We start from the raw sequence: 18,123 nt of genomic DNA, 5'->3' as shown, positions 1-18,123 counted from the left end.
CTCTTCCGATCTCCCCGCCGACGCGGGGAGGGCACCGCTGCCGTTCGGATTCCGTACACATACGGCCCGAAGAGGACCACGATGGTGGTGGCATCGATTCATCCATGCCCGGGCCGCGCACTACGCAGGAGATGCATCCCCCATGACCGGTACCGTCACACCCGCCGTCCCCAGCTACGACTCCGGAGTGGGTCGCCTGCCGCTGCTCGGCGACACGATCGGCGACAACTTCGATCGCACCGTCGCGCGGCACGGCGACCGACTCGCCCTCGTCGATCGCGCGGCGGGACGACGCTGGACCTACCGCGAACTCGCCGACGAGGTGGACACGCTCGCAGCCGGGCTGCTGCACGCCGGCATCGTCAAGGGTGATCGCGTCGGCATCTGGGCTCCGAACTGTGCCGAGTGGACGTTCGTGCAGTACGCGACCGCGAAGATCGGCGCGATTCTCGTCAACATCAACCCCGCGTACCGATCACACGAACTGCAGTACGTGCTCACGCAGGCGGGAATCCGCATGCTGGTCGCGGCGCCCGCATTCAAGACCTCCGATTACGCCGCGATGATCGACGGGGTTCGAGGCGACTGCCCGGACCTCGAACAGGTGGTGCTGCTGGGACGATCCGAATGGGACGACCTCGTCGCCGCCGGACGCGACGCACTCGCCGGCGGCCGCGCCGACCTCGAGGCCGCGGCACGCGACCTGTCGCCCGACGACGCCATCAACATCCAGTACACGTCGGGCACCACGGGCTTTCCCAAGGGTGCGACGCTGAGCCACCACAACATCCTCAACAACGGTTTCTTCGTCGGAGAACTGTGCCACTACACGGAGGAGGATCGGGTGTGCATCCCCGTCCCCTTCTACCACTGCTTCGGAATGGTGATGGGCAATCTGTCCTGCACGAGCCACGGTGCGGCGATGGTCATTCCCGCGCCCTCGTTCGATCCGGCGGCGACGCTCGCGGCGGTGGCGGAAGAACGCTGCACCTCCCTCTACGGGGTGCCGACCATGTTCATCGCCGAACTCGCCGATCCCGGATTCGACGGATACGACCTGTCGAGCCTGCGCACCGGCATCATGGCCGGATCCCCCTGCCCGGTGGAGGTGATGAAGCAGGTCATCGAACGGATGGGGATGTCCGAGGTGTCCATCTGCTACGGCATGACGGAGACGTCGCCGGTGTCGCTGCAGACCCGCAGCGACGACACCATCGAGCAGCGGGTGTCCACCGTCGGCCGCGCCGGTCCGCACATCGAGATCAAGGTCGTCGACCCCGCGACCGGGCTGACGGTGCCGCGGGGCGAACCGGGCGAACTCTGCACCCGCGGCTACTCGGTGATGCTCGGCTACTGGAACCAGACCGAGAAGACGGCGGAGGCGATCGACGCGGCGCGCTGGATGCACACCGGTGACATCGGGGTCATGGACACCGACGGCTACGTCGCCGTCACCGGCCGCATCAAGGACATGGTCATCCGGGGCGGCGAGAACATCTACCCCCGCGAGATCGAGGAATTCCTCTACACCCACCCCGACATCCTCGACGCGCAGATCGTCGGTGTTCCCGACGAGAAGTACGGGGAGGAGCTGATGGCCTGGATCCGGCTGCGCGAGGGTGCGGCACCGCTCGACGCCGACGCGGTGCGCGCGTTCTGCACGGGCAGGCTCGCGCACTACAAGATCCCCAGATACGTCCACGTCGTCGACGAGTTCCCGATGACCGTCACGGGGAAGATCAGGAAGGTGGAGATGCGCGACGCATCCGTCGCGATCCTGCGGGAGGCCGCCGGGAAGTGAACCAGCTGCGGCCGGAGATCGCGTTGTCCTGGAAACGGTCCCGTCTCAGCGGACTGGATCCGGGACGGCTCCCCGCTCCGACACTGCTCGACCCGTCGGACGCGTCGGGACGGCTGCTCCACGCCGCACGACCGGTACTCGACGAACTCGGCGCGCACCTCGCCGGAACGGGATGCTGCATCCTGCTGGTCGACCGTGACTGCCGGGTCGTCGACCGCCTCTTCGACTCGGATCGTCTGCAGCGGGCCATGGAGGGCATCGGGGTGCTGTCCGGTGTGGAGTTGAGCGAGGAGACGTTCGGTACCAACGCGCTGGGCACACCGTTCGAGGTGCGTCGGGGACTGGTCGTGCACGGTGAGGAGCACTACCTCGAGCCGCTCAAGGACTTCAGCTGTTACGGGCACCCCCTCGTGCACCCGGTCACCCGGCGTATCGAGGGGATCCTCGACATCACCGCGGTGGGGAAGACGGCCAACCCGCTGTTCGCGCCGCTGGTGGCCCGCGCGGCGCGCGACATCGAGGCGCGACTGCTCGAGGGCGCCCGCGAATCCGATCGACGGGTCGTCGACGCGTTCCAGCGCGCCGCCCGGCGTCGGGGACTCGCGGTCGCAGCGATGGGCGAGGACATCATGCTCACGAACAAGGCGGCCGTCGACCTACTCGGTCCGGCCGACCACGCGGAACTCCGGTCACTCGCGATCGGACTCCGCGCCGGTGAAACACACACGGTGGACTTCGAACTCGCGTCGGGGGGCCGGACCCGGCTGAGAATCGACCGGATCGCCGGTGCCGGCAGCGGCGCACTGTTCGTTCTCGATGCGGTGGGTGTCCGGGCCCCGGTGCCCCGCAACGTCGGTGACCGCACCGCCACGGACAGCCTGCGGCACGACCTGGGTGCGCTGCGGAGCCGCCGGGGAAATGTCGCCGTGTGCGGTGAGTCCGGCAGTGGACGCACCTGGGCGGCGGGGGAGTTCACCGGTGGGGACGGTGTGGTCGTCGACGCCGCTCGCCTCGTCGGCGAGGGCGAACGCGCATGGTCGTCGGGGCTGCTCGCAGTCGTGGACCATGCCGGAGAACACGACGTCGTGGTGATCGAGCACGTGCATGTGGCCCCGGACTCGGTGATCCGACTGATCGCGTCGGTTCTCGATGCGGGGCCGCGGTTCGTCCTGACCTCGGACCCCGACGACACGGTGCGCGACGATGTTCGCGCGTTGCTGGCGCGCTGTCCCGGCCGTGTGCGGGTGCCTGCACTGCGGCATCGGGTGCGCGAGTTCGCGCAACTCGTCGCGTCGCTCACGGGAGAACTCGGGCGCACGGATCTGCTGCTCGGTCCCGGCGCCCTCGCCGCACTGGCGGAACGGTCCTGGCCGGGCAATCTGACGGAACTGCGATCCGTCCTCGACGCCGTTCCGCAGCGGGATTCGCCCATCCCGCTGCGCCCGGAGGAGTTGCCGTCCGAATACCGTGCGACCGGGAGGGTTTCGCGGCTCGGCGGACTCGAACGTGCCGAGCGGGAGGCGATCGTCGCGGCGCTGCGCGACAGCGGTGGCAACAAGGTGCACGCGGCGGCGTGTCTGGGCATCAGTCGCTCGACCCTGTACAGCCGTATCCGCGCGCTGGACATCGGCGTCTGACGGTTCGGTCGCGGTGCAGTGTCCGAAGCCGTGCAGTGTCCGAAGCTCGGACAGTTCGAGCATCGCACCCCGGGGAAGTATGACTCGTGTCACACTACCCCAGGAGGAGCGCATGACTGCCGTCGCCGAATACACCCTCGCCCCGCGGATCCGGGATTTTCTCGCCGGATCGCAGCGGCTCTGCATCGACGGAAATCGCGTCGATGCCGCCTCCGGGCGCGTGTTCACCACCTACGACCCCGCGACCGGTGAGGCACTCGCGCAGGTGGCACACGGCGGGCCCGAGGACATCGATCGGGCCGTGCGGGCCGCCCGGCGGGCGTTCGACGAGGGGCCGTGGCCGACGATGAAGGCCGCGGAACGGGAGAGGCTGATCTGGCGGGTCGGAGACCTGCTGACGGAGCGGGCGGAGGAATTCGGTCAGCTCGAAGCGCTCGACAACGGCAAGTCGGCGACGATCGCGGCGGCTGTCGACACAGCGTGGTCCGCCGACATCTTCCGGTACTACGCGGGCTGGGCGACGAAGATCGAAGGCAGCACCGTGAACGTGTCGATGCCGTTCGTGCCGGGCGGCGAGTTCCACGCCTACACCCTCCGCGAGCCGGTCGGTGTGTGCGGGCTGATCGTGCCGTGGAACTTCCCGCTGCTCATGGCGGCGTTCAAGCTCGCTCCGGCGCTCGCCGCGGGGAACACCGTCGTCCTCAAACCGGCGGAACAGACGCCGTTGACCGCACTGCTGCTCGCCGATCTCTTCGAGGAGGCGGGATTCCCCCCGGGTGTGGTCAACATCGTGCCCGGGTTCGGTGACGCGGGTGCGGCGCTCGCCGCGCACGACAGTGTCGACAAGGTCGCGTTCACCGGCTCCACCGAGGTCGGCAAGAAGGTTCTCGAGGCGGCGAAGGGCAACCTGAAGAAGGTTTCGCTCGAACTCGGCGGCAAGAGCCCGAACATCGTGTTCGCCGACGCCGATTTCGATGCTGCGGTGTCGGGTTCGCTCGACGCGTGGCTCTTCAACCACGGTCAGTGCTGTGTCGCCGGCACCCGGCTGTTCGTGGAGCGCCCCATCTTCGAGAGGTTCACCGAGGCCGTCGCGGAGGCGGCGAGCAAGGTGCGGATCGGACCGGGCATGGATCCCGCCACGCAACTCGGACCGCTCGTTTCGCAGGAGCAGCTGGACCGTGTCACCGGATATCTCCGGCAGGGACTCACCGACGGGGCCCGGGCATTGACGGGAGGAAACCGCTGGGGAGACAGCGGATTCTTCGTGGAACCCACCGTGCTCGTCGACGTGCGGCCCGAGTTCAGCGTCGTCCGGGAGGAGATCTTCGGTCCGGTCGTCGCGGCGATGCCGTTCGATGCCGACGACGGCATCGACGCTGCCGCGAACGACTCGATCTACGGTCTCGCCGCGGGAATCTGGACCCGGGACCTGTCGAAGGCGCACCGCACGGCGCGGAGACTGAAGGCCGGTTCGGTGTGGGTCAACCAGTACAACGGGTTCGACACCGCGATGCCGTTCGGAGGATTCAAACAGTCGGGGTGGGGTCGCGAACTCGGCGGTTCCGCGATCGACCTCTACACCCAGACCAAGGCGGTGAACATCGCGTTGTAGGTAGGCCCGGTCCGGCTCGTCGACGCTGTGCAACACAGACGCTCGCAACACAGACGCTCGCAACACAGACGCTCGCAACACATCGGAGGAACACCATGAAGACCAAAGCTGCAGTTCTCCTCGGCGAGGGCAGGCCGTTCGAGATCATGGAACTGGATCTCGACGGCCCGGGCCCCGGGGAGGTGCTGATCAAGTACACGGCGGCCGGGCTGTGTCATTCGGATCTGCATCTGACGGACGGAGACCTGCCCCCAAGGTATCCGATCGTGGGTGGGCACGAGGGCTCCGGGATCATCGAGGAGGTCGGCCCCGGAGTGACGAAGGTCCGGCCCGGAGATCACGTGGTGTGCAGCTTCATCCCCAACTGCGGGACGTGTCGCTACTGCTCGACGGGCCGACAGAATCTGTGCGACATGGGCGCCACCATCCTGGAGGGGGCCATGCCCGACGGGACGTTCCGATTCCACTCCGGTGGAAAGGATTTCGGGGCGATGTGCATGTTGGGAACGTTCTCCGAACGGGCGACGATCTCGCAGCACTCCGTCGTGAAGGTGGACGAGTGGTTGCCGTTGGAGACAGCGGTACTCGTCGGCTGCGGCGTCCCCTCGGGCTGGGGAACCGCGGTGTACGCGGGCGACGTCCGGGCGGGCGACATCGTGGTGATCTACGGGATCGGCGGCCTGGGCATCAACGCCGTCCAGGGAGCCGTCGCGGCCGGCGCGAAGTACGTCGTGGTGGTCGACCCGGTGGAGATGAAGCGGGACGCGGCGCTGAAGTTCGGTGCCAGCCACGCGTTCGCCACGGCGGAGGACGCCGCCGCGAAGGTCAACGAGCTCAGCTGGGGTCAGGGTGCCGACGCCGCGCTGATCCTCGTGGGCACCGTCGACGAGGAGGTGGTCTCCGCGGCGACGTCGGTGGTCGGCAAGGGTGGCACCGTCGTCATCACCGGTCTCGCGAACCCCGCGAAGCTCACCGTGCACGTGTCGGGCACCGAACTGACGTTGTTCCAGAAGACGATCAAGGGATCGCTGTTCGGGTCGGCGAATCCGCAGTACGACATCGTGCGACTGCTGCGCATGTACGACGCGGGTCAGCTGAAACTCGACGAGTTGATCACCACGCGGTACACCCTCGAGCAGGTCAACGAGGGCTACCAGGACCTGCGGGACGGCAAGAACCTGCGCGGTGTGATCGTCCACGGATCGTGATCGCCGCACACCGATCGGCCGAGGGCGCACAACGTTCGTCCGACGATTCGTCGGAATTCGCCCCATGGTCACACACGAGGGGACACACTGACGTACAGTCCGTCGCGACAAGATCATCTCGAGAGGAGCGTGCTATGGGAGAGATCATCGGCACCATCATCTTCGGTGCCGTCATCGGAGTTCTGGCCCGGCTCGTGATCCCGGGCAAGCAGGCGATGGGCTGGATCATCACGGTCGTCATCGGTGTGATCGGCGCGCTGATCGGCTACTGGCTGTGGGATCTGCTCGGCGGAACCGACACCCCCGGCATCGACTGGTGGCGTTGGATCATCAGTATCGCCGCCGCGGTGGTCCTGACCCTCATCTACACCGCCGCCACGCGCAGCAAGAGCTGACGCCGCAGCGAGTCGACGATCGTCCGTCCTCTCGCGGTGGTCCGGCGCGTAACCCCGCCCGGCATTCGATGCCCGGGCGGGGTTTCGCGCGCGCAGAGGTCACCGACCGTCGTGAGATACCGCGAACACCGGACGGACGGCATGATCGGTGCGACGATCGACGGACAGGAAGGCCGAGCACATGAACGCGATCCCGGGACCCACCTGGCTGTTCTGCCCCGCAGATCGACCCGATCGATACGGGCGGGCGGCCGCGGTCGCCGACGTCGTCGTGTTGGATCTCGCCGGCGGTGTCGCACCCGCCGACAAGGCGTATGCGCGTCGCAGCCTGCTCGACCGTTCCCTCGATCCCGCGTCCACGGTGGTACGGATCGCTCCGTCCGGTACCGACGACCATCGCGACGACCTGCGTGCGCTCGCCGACACGCCCTACACCCGGGTGATGCTCTCGTGCTGCGAGGCACCGGAGCAGGTCACGGCACTGGCGCCGCGGCAGGTGATCGCGGCGATCGAGTCGCCCCGCGGAGCCCTCGCCGTCGCCGACATCGCGCTGGCGATGGGCACCGTCGGACTGACCTGGGACGGGGACGCCCTCGTCGCCGGGCTCGGCGGATACGAGAGCCGTCACCACGACGGCACCCACCGCGGTGTCACCGGGCAGGTCCGGTCGTCGGTGCTCCTCGCGGCGAAGGCGTACGGCAGGTGGGCGATCGACGGGGTGTACCCGGACATCCACGACCGCGCCGGCGCACGGGCGGAGAGCGTGGATGCCGTCGCGGTCGGATTCGACGCGAAACTCGTCGTCCACCCCGACCAGGCGGACATCGTGACCGCTGCGTACACGCCGGGCGCCGGCCAGGTGGACTGGGCGCGCAGAGTCCTCGCCGCCGTTCCCGAGTCGCGCGGCGTCTTCGTGTTCGAAGGCCGCATGGTCGATGCTCCGGTGCTGCGCCACGCCGAGCAGATCCTGCACCGCTCGGTGGGAGCCCGTGCCGGTGGGCTCCGTCGCGGTGCGTCCGTCGGCGTGGGCGACCACGATGATGCGGTCGGCCGATGAGGGAGGAGGCGGGATCGATGGTGCGTCCACAGTGGGTGCCCACGGAAACCGACGTGGTCGGTGCGCGGGTGACCGCGTTCGCACGGTTCGTCGAGGGACGCCACGCGGTGTCGCTTCCCGACTACGACCACCTCTGGGAGTGGTCGGTCACGGCGACCGGGGATTTCTGGCGTGCCGTGTGGGACTGGTTCGATGTGCGGTCGAGTACCGACACCGGCCCCGCGCTGGCCGACTCCGCGATGCCCGGCGCGGTGTGGTTTCCCGAGGCGAGACTGAACTACGCCCGGCACGTGTTCCGCAATGCGCGTGACGACCGGCCGGCGATCGTGCACGTCGGGGAGGACGGCGATCGCACCGAGGTGTCGTGGACCGAACTGCAGGCACGTGCCGCGGCGCTCGCGGACACACTGCGCGGCCGCGGCGTCGGACCGGGTGACAGGGTCGTCGGTTACCTCCCGAACATCCCGGAGGCCATCGTCGCGTTCCTCGCGACCGCGACCGTCGGTGCGGTGTGGGCATCGTGCGGGCAGGACTACGCGGCCCCGGCCGCAGTCGACCGTCTCGGCCAACTCGAACCGAAGGTCCTCGTCGCGGCCGACGGATACCGGTACGCGGGGCGCCGACACGACCGGCGCGAACAGGTGCGGTGGCTGCGCGAGCACCTGCCGACACTGGAGGCCACCGTGCTGATCACCCGCTCGCGCACGGACACCGCTCCGGCGTCCGCCGACGAGGAACTGCTCGACCCCGGAGTGCTCACCTGGGACGAGGCGACGGCGGGGGACACCGGTACCGACGCCGGGATCGTCGACGTTTCGTTCGACCATCCGCTGTGGGTGGTGTTCTCGTCCGGGACGACGGGGCTCCCCAAGGGCATCGTGCACGGACACGGCGGGGTGCTGCTCGAACATCTCAAGGCACTGTCGCTGCACCTCGATCTCGGCCCGCGGGACACGTTCTGCTGGTACACGAGCCCGAGCTGGATGATGTGGAACTTCCTGGCAGCCGGACTGCTGGTGGGGGCCACCGTCGTCTGCTACGACGGGGCACCGTCGTACCCGGAGACCGACCGGTTGTGGGCGCTCGCCGCACAGGAACGGGTCACCGTGCTGGGGACGAGTCCCGCGTACGTCCTGTCGTGCATCAAGGCCGGTGTGGAGCCGCACCGTGAACACGATCTGTCCGCGCTGCGCGGGGTGGGGATCACCGGTGCGACCCTGCCGGCGGCGTCGTCGCTGTGGCTCGCGGAGAACACCGGGCGGCACGTACAGGTCATGTCGATCACCGGCGGCACGGACGTGGTGTCGGCGTTCGTCGGTGCCGTCCCCACGGTGCCGGTGTGGCCCGGCGAACTGTCGGCGCCGTGCCTCGGCGTCGCCCTCGACGCGTTCGACCCCGACGGCCGCCCGGTGCGCGGTGAGGTCGGTGAACTCGTCGTCACCGCGCCGATGCCGTCGATGCCGGTCCGGTTCTGGAACGATCCCGACGGTGCGCGGTACCGGGAGGCGTACTTCTCCGCGTATCCCGGGGTGTGGCGCCACGGCGACTGGATCACGATCACCGATCGCGGCTCCGTGCAGATGCACGGGCGCTCCGATTCGACCCTCAACCGACACGGGGTGCGGATGGGCAGCGCCGACATCTACCAGGTGGTGGAGAACCTGCCCGAGATCACCGAGGCCCTGGTGCTGGGGATCGAGCGCCCGGACGGCGCGTACTGGATGCCGTTGTTCGTGGTGCTCGCCGAGGGGGCGGTTCTCGACGACGCGTTGCGGGAACGCATCCGCGCCGCGATCAGGGAACAGGCGTCGCCGCGACACGTCCCCGACGACATCATCGCCGCACCCGGGATTCCGCACACCCGCACCGGTAAGAAACTGGAGGTGCCGATCAAACGGATCCTGCAGGGCGCCGACGCCGCGGTCGCCGTCGAACGGACCGCGGTCGACGTCCCCGAACTCGTCGAATGGTACCGCGACCGAATGTGACGGACGCCACGAGCTGAGTCCTGCCTTACTGGACAGTCCGCGGCCCGGAATGTTCGGATTGCGCCATGGACGTCGCCTTGAATATCCTGCTCATCCTCCACTTCATCGGGCTCGCCGGCATCATCGGTTCGTGGCTCGCCGTCATCAAGCAGCCCCGTGTCGTCGCCGGTATGTTGCACGGCGCGATCCTGCAGGTGGTCACCGGTCTGGCGATGGTGGGTATACGCGAGGCGCAGGACAACGTCGAGGTGAACCACATGAAGATCGGCATCAAGCTGCTGGTCGCCCTGATCATCCTCGTCGTCGCCGTCGTGGGCCTGAAGAAGGAGAAGAAGGAACCGGGTTCCACCGCCACGCTCGCGCACGTCGCAGGCGGGCTGGGAATCGTCAACGTGATCATCGCGGTGCTCTGGTGACGAGCCCCGACGGCGAGCGTGCAATTGTCGCTGCCTGATGCTCAGCCTGTAGATTGATGCACATGTCTTGCTTGCTGGTTATGGTGCCGACACCGACGAACTGAGTTCTCGTCGGTGACAGTGTCGTGGGGGACACACGGGGGATTTGCCAGCATACGGGCACTTCCCTGTAACGTCCCACCGCTGCGCCGCAGATATACACGAGTGCGACTGTGGCCGGATCGCGTGCGTGCACGCGCTCCGGGGTGGGCGCGTGCCGGATCCGATCGCTCGGACCGGTTCCCGCTCGCGATGGTGACTGAGGATATAGGGAGGCGTGGGATTGAACTCGCTCGGTGTCGGTGGCTCGAACGACAACTCGACACGAGGCGGTGACCCGGCGGACGCCTTCCCGCTTTCTCCTGCCCAGCTCGGCATGTGGTTCGCCCAACATCTCGATCCGTCGGTCCCCGCGAACATCGCCCAGTACGTCGAACTCGAGGGGGACCTCGACTTCGAGCTGCTGCGTGAATGCTCCGAGCGGGCCGGACGCGAGCTGCAGTCGGCTTTCGTCCGGATCGTCGAGATCGATGCCCGGCCGCACCAGGTGTTCGATCCTACGCTCGACCTGCCGTTCGGATTCGTCGACTTCCGCGGCGACGACGATCCTCGCGGCTCCGCACTCGACTGGATGCGTGCCGACCGCAGCCGACCGGTCGATCTCCTCGCCGACCGGCTCGTCAACGTGTGTGTCCTCCAGATCGCGGAGCGGCACTTCCTGTGGTACCTGCGGGTCCACCATCTGGTCGTCGACGGGTTGGGTGCCGCGAACCTCGTCGGTCGAGTTGCCGAGCTCTACACGGCAGCCGTCGAGGGAACCGAGGCGGGACCCGGCAAATCCTCGCCCGTCCGCGCCATCCACGACCTCGAGCTCGCCTATCGCGACTCCGCTCGGTTCGCCACCGATCGCACGTACTGGGCCGGACAGGTCCTCGGGATCGATGAACCCACCTCGCTCGCCGGGCGTACCGCTGCGCCCGCGCCGATCAGCCGTATCGACGCCGGTGTTCTCGAGTCGGGTGTGGAGCAGGCAGTCGAGCTGTTCCTGGAACGGGAGGGGACCACCCTCGCCACCACGATCGTCGCGGCGTTCGCCGCCTTCCTCGCGCAGTCCACCGGGCAACGCGATGTGCTCTTGAGTCTGCCGGTGGCGGCGCGCACCACCGCCGTGATGCGGCGCTCCGGGGGCATGGTGTCCAACGTCGTGCCGCTGCGGATGACGGTCGACGATGCCACCACCGTCGGCGACCTCCTGCGGCACACCACCACCGTGATGGCACAGGCGATCCGGCACCAGCGCTACCGGCACGAGGACATCGTGCGCGATACCCCCGGCGCTTCCGGACAGTCCGGATTCTTCGGGCCGTGGATCAACCTGATGCTGTTCGACAACGAGGTGCGACTCGGCAGCATGGTGGGGCGTACCCACATCCTGTCCACCGGCCTCATCGAGGACCTCGGTGTGAACGTGTACCGCACCGACAGCGGCACCCGGACGAGCATCGACTTCGAATCCAACCCCAACCTCTACAGCGCCGACGAGTCGGATGCACACCACGACCGGTTCGTCGCGTTCCTCGCCGCATTCGTCGGCTCGGACACCGACCGCCTCGTGTGGAACGTGCCGCTGTCCACCGCCGACGAGGTGGAGCGCTCCCTCGTCGACTGGAACCGCACCGATCACGCGGTGGACCACGAGTACCTGCTCGCGGAGTTCGACCGCCAGGTCGCGCGTACCCCCGACGCCACCGCCCTCGTGTACGAAGGCGAACAGCTGACCTACGCCGCGTTCGATGCGCGGGTGTCGGCGTTGGCGCGGATCCTGATCGACCGCGGGGTGGGGCCGGAATCGCGTGTGGGGCTGTGCGTCAGGCGTTCCCTCGACCTGCTCGTGGGCATGTACGCGATCGTCCGTGCCGGTGGTGCCTGGGTGCCCATCGATCCTGATCATCCCGCCGAGCGCACGACCTACATCCTCGAGTCCGCGGCGCCGGCGTGTGTCGTGACCACCAGCCGCGACCGCGCGGGGCTGCCGGCGGGAACCGACGCGATCGATGTCGACCTCCTGGACTACGACGCCCTCGATTCCCGGCCCGTGACCGACTCGGATCGGCTCGCGCCCGTACGGCTCGACAACACCGCCTACGTCATCTACACGTCGGGCTCGACGGGACGACCGAAGGGCGTCGCCGTCACTCATCGTGCGATCGACAACCAGACCCGATGGATGAACGATCGGTACGCGCTGTCGGCTTCGGACGTGTATCTGCAGAAGACCGCCACGACGTTCGACGTGTCGCTGTGGGGCTTCTTCATGCCTCTGCGGGTCGGTGCGACGCTCGTCGTGGCGACACCGGACGGTCACCGCGATCCGGTCTACGTCGCGGAGACCATCGCCCGTCACCGTGTGACGGTCACCGACTTCGTGCCGTCGATGCTCACGGTCTTCGTTGCGAATGCTCCTGCCGGATCCTGCGATTCGCTCGAGCACGTGTTCGTCATCGGTGAGGCACTGCCCGCCGAGACGGCCGCGGCGTTCCGCGACCTGTGCCCGGCCGGGCTGCACAACCTGTACGGTCCGACCGAGGCCGCGGTGTCGATCACCCACCACACCGCGACGCCCCGCGACACCCGGTCGGTTCCGATCGGTGTACCCCAGTGGAACAGCCGCGCGTACGTCCTCGATCGGCGCCTGCGACCCGCGCCGATCGGGCAGGCCGGCGAGCTGTACCTGGCAGGTGTCCAGCTCGCGCGCGGCTACCTGGGGCGCCCCGACCTCACCTCCGACCGGTTCCTCGCAGATCCGTTCGGCGCGCCGGGCGACCGCATGTACCGCACCGGCGACCTCGTGCGGTGGCGGACCGACGGCACACTCGATTACATCGGCCGCACCGATTTCCAGGTCAAGTTCCGTGGTCAGCGAATCGAGCTCGGCGAGATCGAAGCGGTGCTGCTCGCTGCCCCCGAGGTGTCGCAGGCCGTCGTGCTGGTCGTCCCCACCTCGACGGGAGACCAACTGGTCGGCTACGTGGTGCCCGCACCCGGGCGCGTGGTCGACGAGTCGGCGGTGACCGAACACGCGCGTGGCGCACTGCCGTCGTACATGGTCCCCGCGGCGCTGGTCGTCCTCGACGACCTGCCGCTCAACACGAGCGGCAAGCTGGACCGCAAGGCTCTGCCGGTTCCGGTGTTCTCCAGCCGGCGCGAGTTCACCGCACCGCGCACCGCCGTGGAACGGTTGATCGCCGAGACGTTCGCCGACGTCCTCGGGGTCACCGACGTCGGACTCGACGACGACTTCTTCGAACTCGGTGGCAACTCGTTGGTGGCGACCCAGGTGGTCGCACGGATCGGTGACGGTGTCGGCCGGCAGGTACCCGTGCGTGCCCTGTTCGAGGCATCCACCGTCGGGGGCCTGGCCACACGCATCGCCGACGTCGCGTCACCCGCGGTGCCGACGCTCGGTGCCCGGACCCGTCCGGATTCGGTACCGTTGTCCCTCGCCCAGCAGCGACTGTGGTTCCTCAACCGCTTCGATTCCAGCACCGCCGCGTACAACATGCCGTTCGCGGTGCGGCTCGTCGGCGAACTCGACTCCGACGCGCTCGCGCTCGCCCTGGTCGACGTCGTCGAGCGACATGAGACCTTGCGGACGGTGTACGTCGAAGTAGACGGTGCCGCAACGCAGGTGGTATTGGACACGGACAGTGTCGCCCTCGATCTGATGCCGCGCCCCGTGGCCGAAGGGGACGTCGACGCCGCCCTCGCCGAACTCGCCCACGTCGGTTTCGACGTGTCGGTGGAGCCGCCGGTGCGCGTCGCGATCCTCCGCATCGCACCCGATGAGCACATCCTCGCGATGGTGCTCCACCATATCGCCGCCGACGGGCTGTCCTTCCGCCCGCTCGCGCGGGATGTGCTGGCCGCGTATTCGAGTCGTCGAGAAGGTCACGCGCCGCCGTGGGCGCCGCTGCCGGTGCAGTACGCCGACTACACCCTGTGGCAACGCGAGACCCTCGGTGACGAGTCCTCGGCGCAGTCCCTCGCGGCCCGCGAGATCGAATACTGGCGTACGCAGCTCGCCGGTCTTCCGGAGGAACTCGACCTGCCCACGGATCGCCCCCGCCCGGCGGTGGCCTCCAACGCCGGTGCCCGACACGAATTCCGGATCGACGCCGACATTCACCGCCGCCTCGTCGAACTGGGTCGGGTCCACAACGCGTCGCCGTTCATGGTCCTGCATGCGGCGTTCGCCGTGCTGCTGTCGCGACTGTCCGGCTCCGAGGACATCATGGTGGGCAGCCCGGTGTCCGGACGTGAGGACACCGCCCTCGACGACCTCATCGGCATGTTCGTCAACACCCTGGTCCTGCGCACACCCGTCGACCCCGACCGGTCGTTCGCAGACCTCGTCGACGACGTACGCCGGATCGACCTCGAAGCATATGCGCACTCGCACATCCCGTTCGAGCGCCTCGTCGAGGTTCTCAACCCCACGCGTTCACAGGCGCGCCATCCGCTCTTCCAGGTCGCCCTGGTGGTCGATGCCGTCGAGTCCCGGACCCTGGATCTCAGCGGCGTCACGGCAACGGCGACCGAACTGGCGTTGCCCGTCTCGAAGTTCGACCTCCAGCTCACCCTCTCGCTCGCCCTCGACGCCGAGGGCCGTCCCGACCGCATCGACGCGACCTTCGAGTTCGCCACCGATCTGTTCGATGCCGACAGCGTGAACACGTTGGCGCAGAGGTTCGTCCGGATCCTCGACGCGGTCGGTGCCGATCCGGGCCGTGCGGTCGGCGACATCGCTCTGCTCTCCGACGCGGAGTACGCCAACCTCACGACACGCACCAGCGGCGCGGCAGTGGCCCCACGCACCTTGCGCAGGCTCATGCGCGACGCGGTCGACGCCGCCCCCGACGGTATCGCCGTCTCGTACGAGGGCCGCACCCTCACCTACCGTGAACTCGACGCCGCGGCGGGACGACTCGCGCGCACACTGCTCCATCGCGGGGTCGGCCCGGGCGATCTCGTCGCGATCGCGGTCCCGCGGTCGATCGACTCCGTGCTCGCGGTCTGGGCGGTGGCGCGGACCGGTGCCGGATTCGTCCCGGTGGACGTCACCTACCCGTCCGATCGAGTGCAGCACATGCTCGTCGATTCGGGTGCCGCGCTGGGGATCACGCGGGCCGAGCACGTGGACTCGCTGCCGGCGGACGTGGACTGGATCGTCTCGGATTCCGAGGCGGTACACCGGTCCGATGTGGCGGCCCCGGATGTTCCCGAGATCGAGGTGGATCCGCGCACCGTCGCGTACGTGATCTACACGTCCGGGTCGACCGGACTGCCGAAGGGCGTCGCGGTCACCCACCTGGGTCTGCACAACTTCTGTGTCGAACAGTTCCGCCGCTACGAGCCGACCCCCGACTCGCGGGTGCTCCACGTGGCGTCGCCGAGCTTCGACGCGTCGGTGCTCGAACTCCTGCTCGCACTGGCCCAGGCGTCGACCCTGGTGGTCTCGCCGCCGAACGTGTTCGGTGGTCCCGATCTCGCGGCACTGATCGCCCGCGAACGAATCACCCATTCGTTCCTCACCCCGTCCGTCGTCGCCTCGATGGATCCGGCGGGACTGGACTGCCTGCAGCATCTCGTCGTGGGCGGCGAGGCGTGCCCGCCGGAACTGGTCGCGCGGTGGGCACGTGGACGACACCTGTACAACGGGTACGGCCCGACCGAGACCACGATCATGACCAACATCAGTGATGCGATGGTGCCCGGTCGTCCGGTGACGATCGGCGGCCCGATCCGAGGCATGCGCTCGCTGATCCTCGACCGCCGCATGCATCCGGTACCTGCCGGTATCGCGGGTGAACTGTATCTGTCGGGCATCCAGCTCGCGCGCGGCTACCATGCGCGCGCCGGACTCACCGCTGAACGGTTCGTCGCCAACCCGTTCGGGGAACCGGGCGAACGCATGTACCGCACGGGTGACGTCGCGACGTGGACCGACCAGGGCGAGGTGATGTACCTCGGCCGCAGTGATTTCCAGATCAAGATTCGTGGACTGCGCGTCGAACTCGGGGAGATCGACGCGACCCTCGCGGGTCACCCGTCCATCGAGTTCGCCGCGACCGTCGGACACACCGGCCCGGCCGGAGTGACCTCGCTCGTGGCATACGTCCTGGCTGCACCCGGACACGACGTGGACGTCGCCGAACTGTCGCTGTTCGCAGGTAAGGTCCTGCCGACCCACATGGTTCCGGCGGTCATCGTCGTCCTGGACGAACTTCCCCTGACGCCGGTCGGCAAGCTCGACCGCCGGGCGTTGCCGGAGCCCGAATTCGAAACCCACGTGTTCAGGGCGCCGACCACGCCGATCGAGGAGATCGTCGCGAACGTCTTCATCGACGTCCTGGGGGTCGATCGTGTCGGCCTCGACGACGATTTCTTTGCGCTCGGCGGTAATTCGCTGATCGCGACCCAGGTGTCGTCGCGTCTGGGCGCGGCACTCGACGCACCCGTCCCCGTGCGGGCACTGTTCGAAGCGCCGACCGTGGCCGCGTTGGCCGCCCGCGTCGAGCAGGACACCGGTGAGGGTGCGCGTGCGGCCCTGGTGGCCGTCGATCCGCGACCCGACGAGATCCCGCTCTCGCTCGCGCAGCAGCGGATGTGGTTCCTCAACCGGTACGACACCGAGTCTGCCACGTACAACATCACATTCGCGCTCCGCATGGTCGGATACCTCGACATTCCGGCTCTGCAGGTGTCGGTGATCGACGTCGTCGACCGTCACGAGTCGTTGCGCACGGTCTACCCCGCCACCGATGCCGGACCGGTTCAGACCATCGGGTACGCGGCGAGCACGGTGCCGAACCTGCAACCGATCGACGTCCGCTCGCTGGACGAGCTGGAACGGCACGTGCACACGCTCGCCGGCGCCGGATTCGACGTCACCCGCGACGCCCCGATCCGTGCGAGCCTCTTCCGGCTCGGCGACGACGACCACGTCCTGGCGTTCGTCGTGCACCACATCTCGGCCGACGGGTGGTCGATGGCGCCCCTCGCCCGGGACGTCATGATCGCGTATGCGGCTCGCAAGGACTGGGAGTCGCCCACGTGGCCGCCGCTGGCCGTCCAATACGCGGACTACACGCTGTGGCAGCGCGAGGTGCTCGGTTCCGAGGACGATCCCCAGTCGTTGATCTCCCGGCAGCTCGGTTACTGGCGGAATGTGCTCGCGGACCTCCCCGACCAGTTGGATCTGCCGACCGACCGACCCCGTTCGGCCGCACCGACATTCCGGGGCGACACGGTCGAGTTCGAGATCCCCGGCGAACTGCACCGCGCTGCAGCATCATTCGCGCGCGACCAGGGGGCGACCCTCTTCATGGTCGTGCACGCGGTCCTTGCGGTGGTGCTGTCGCGGCTGTCCGGTTCCCGCGACATCGCGATCGGGACGCCGGTGGCGGGTCGTGGCGAGCAGGCGCTCGACGATCTGGTGGGGATGTTCGTCAACACGCTGGTCCTGCGCACCGACGTCGACCCGGCCGAGCCGTTCGCCGACTTCCTCGATCGCGCAGGCGAAGTCGCACTCGGAGCCTTCGGTCACGCGGACGTGCCGTTCGAGCGCCTCGTGGAGGTGCTCAATCCGGCCCGCGTCCAGTCGCGCCATCCGTTGTTCCAGGTCGCGCTCTCCTTCCAGAATCTTGCGCACGCGGCGCTCGAACTTCCGGGACTTTCGGTGTCGCGACAGGAGATCGACACGAACGTCGCCAAGTTCGACCTCGAACTGACCGTGGCCGAGAACATCGACGGGGCGGGTGTGCCGCAGGGCATGTCCGCGCAGTTCTCCTACGCGACGGATTTGTTCGATCGGGCGACGGTGGTGTCGTTCGCGGAGCGGTTCGTGCGGGTGTTGGGTGCTGTGGTGGCGGATCCTGCTGTGGTGGTGGGGGATGCGCCGTGGTTGTCGT

Annotated in this window: 9 protein-coding genes; all 9 read left to right on the top strand. The window is 68.2% G+C overall.

Annotated features, from left to right (window positions below):
* The first annotated feature begins 142 nt into the window (after positions 1 to 142).
* Complete coding sequence (locus LDQ05_RS16455; RefSeq protein ID WP_226438035.1) at positions 143 to 1,801, top strand: AMP-binding protein; 1,659 nt, start codon at positions 143 to 145, stop codon at positions 1,799 to 1,801.
* Positions 1,798 to 3,438, top strand: coding sequence for a sigma-54-dependent Fis family transcriptional regulator (locus LDQ05_RS16450; RefSeq protein ID WP_226438034.1), 1,641 nt, complete (start codon positions 1,798 to 1,800; stop codon positions 3,436 to 3,438). The genes LDQ05_RS16455 and LDQ05_RS16450 overlap by 4 nt, the downstream gene beginning before the upstream one ends.
* A 112-nt stretch (positions 3,439 to 3,550) precedes the next feature.
* On the top strand, positions 3,551 to 5,050 hold the full coding sequence (locus LDQ05_RS16445) for an aldehyde dehydrogenase family protein (protein ID WP_226438033.1): 1,500 nt from the start codon (positions 3,551 to 3,553) through the stop codon (positions 5,048 to 5,050).
* 95 nt (positions 5,051 to 5,145) lie between these two features.
* Entirely contained in the window at positions 5,146 to 6,258 is a 1,113-nt protein-coding gene (locus tag LDQ05_RS16440) for an NDMA-dependent alcohol dehydrogenase (RefSeq protein WP_226438032.1), read from the top strand.
* Positions 6,259 to 6,392: 134 nt separating this feature from the next.
* Positions 6,393 to 6,653: a GlsB/YeaQ/YmgE family stress response membrane protein gene (locus LDQ05_RS16435; protein WP_226438031.1), complete on the top strand. Its 261-nt coding sequence runs from the start codon at positions 6,393 to 6,395 to the stop codon at positions 6,651 to 6,653.
* Positions 6,654 to 6,834: 181 nt separating this feature from the next.
* Positions 6,835 to 7,710: an HpcH/HpaI aldolase/citrate lyase family protein gene (locus LDQ05_RS16430; protein ID WP_226438030.1), complete on the top strand. Its 876-nt coding sequence runs from the start codon at positions 6,835 to 6,837 to the stop codon at positions 7,708 to 7,710.
* A gap of 17 nt (positions 7,711 to 7,727) precedes the next feature.
* Positions 7,728 to 9,698, top strand: a complete 1,971-nt coding sequence (locus LDQ05_RS16425) for an acetoacetate--CoA ligase (protein ID WP_226438029.1) — start codon at positions 7,728 to 7,730, stop codon at positions 9,696 to 9,698.
* Between the two features lie 65 nt (positions 9,699 to 9,763).
* Entirely contained in the window at positions 9,764 to 10,114 is a 351-nt protein-coding gene (locus tag LDQ05_RS16420; RefSeq protein WP_226438028.1) for a hypothetical protein, read from the top strand.
* Between the two features lie 316 nt (positions 10,115 to 10,430).
* Positions 10,431 to 18,123, top strand: a 7,693-nt coding sequence (locus LDQ05_RS16415) for a non-ribosomal peptide synthetase (RefSeq protein WP_226438027.1), incomplete at its 3' end; no start/stop codon positions are given.

It is taken from the genome of Rhodococcus yananensis (assembly GCF_020515525.1).
Taxonomy (GTDB): domain Bacteria; phylum Actinomycetota; class Actinomycetes; order Mycobacteriales; family Mycobacteriaceae; genus Rhodococcus; species Rhodococcus yananensis.
This window is presented reverse-complemented; position numbering and strand designations above follow the sequence as displayed.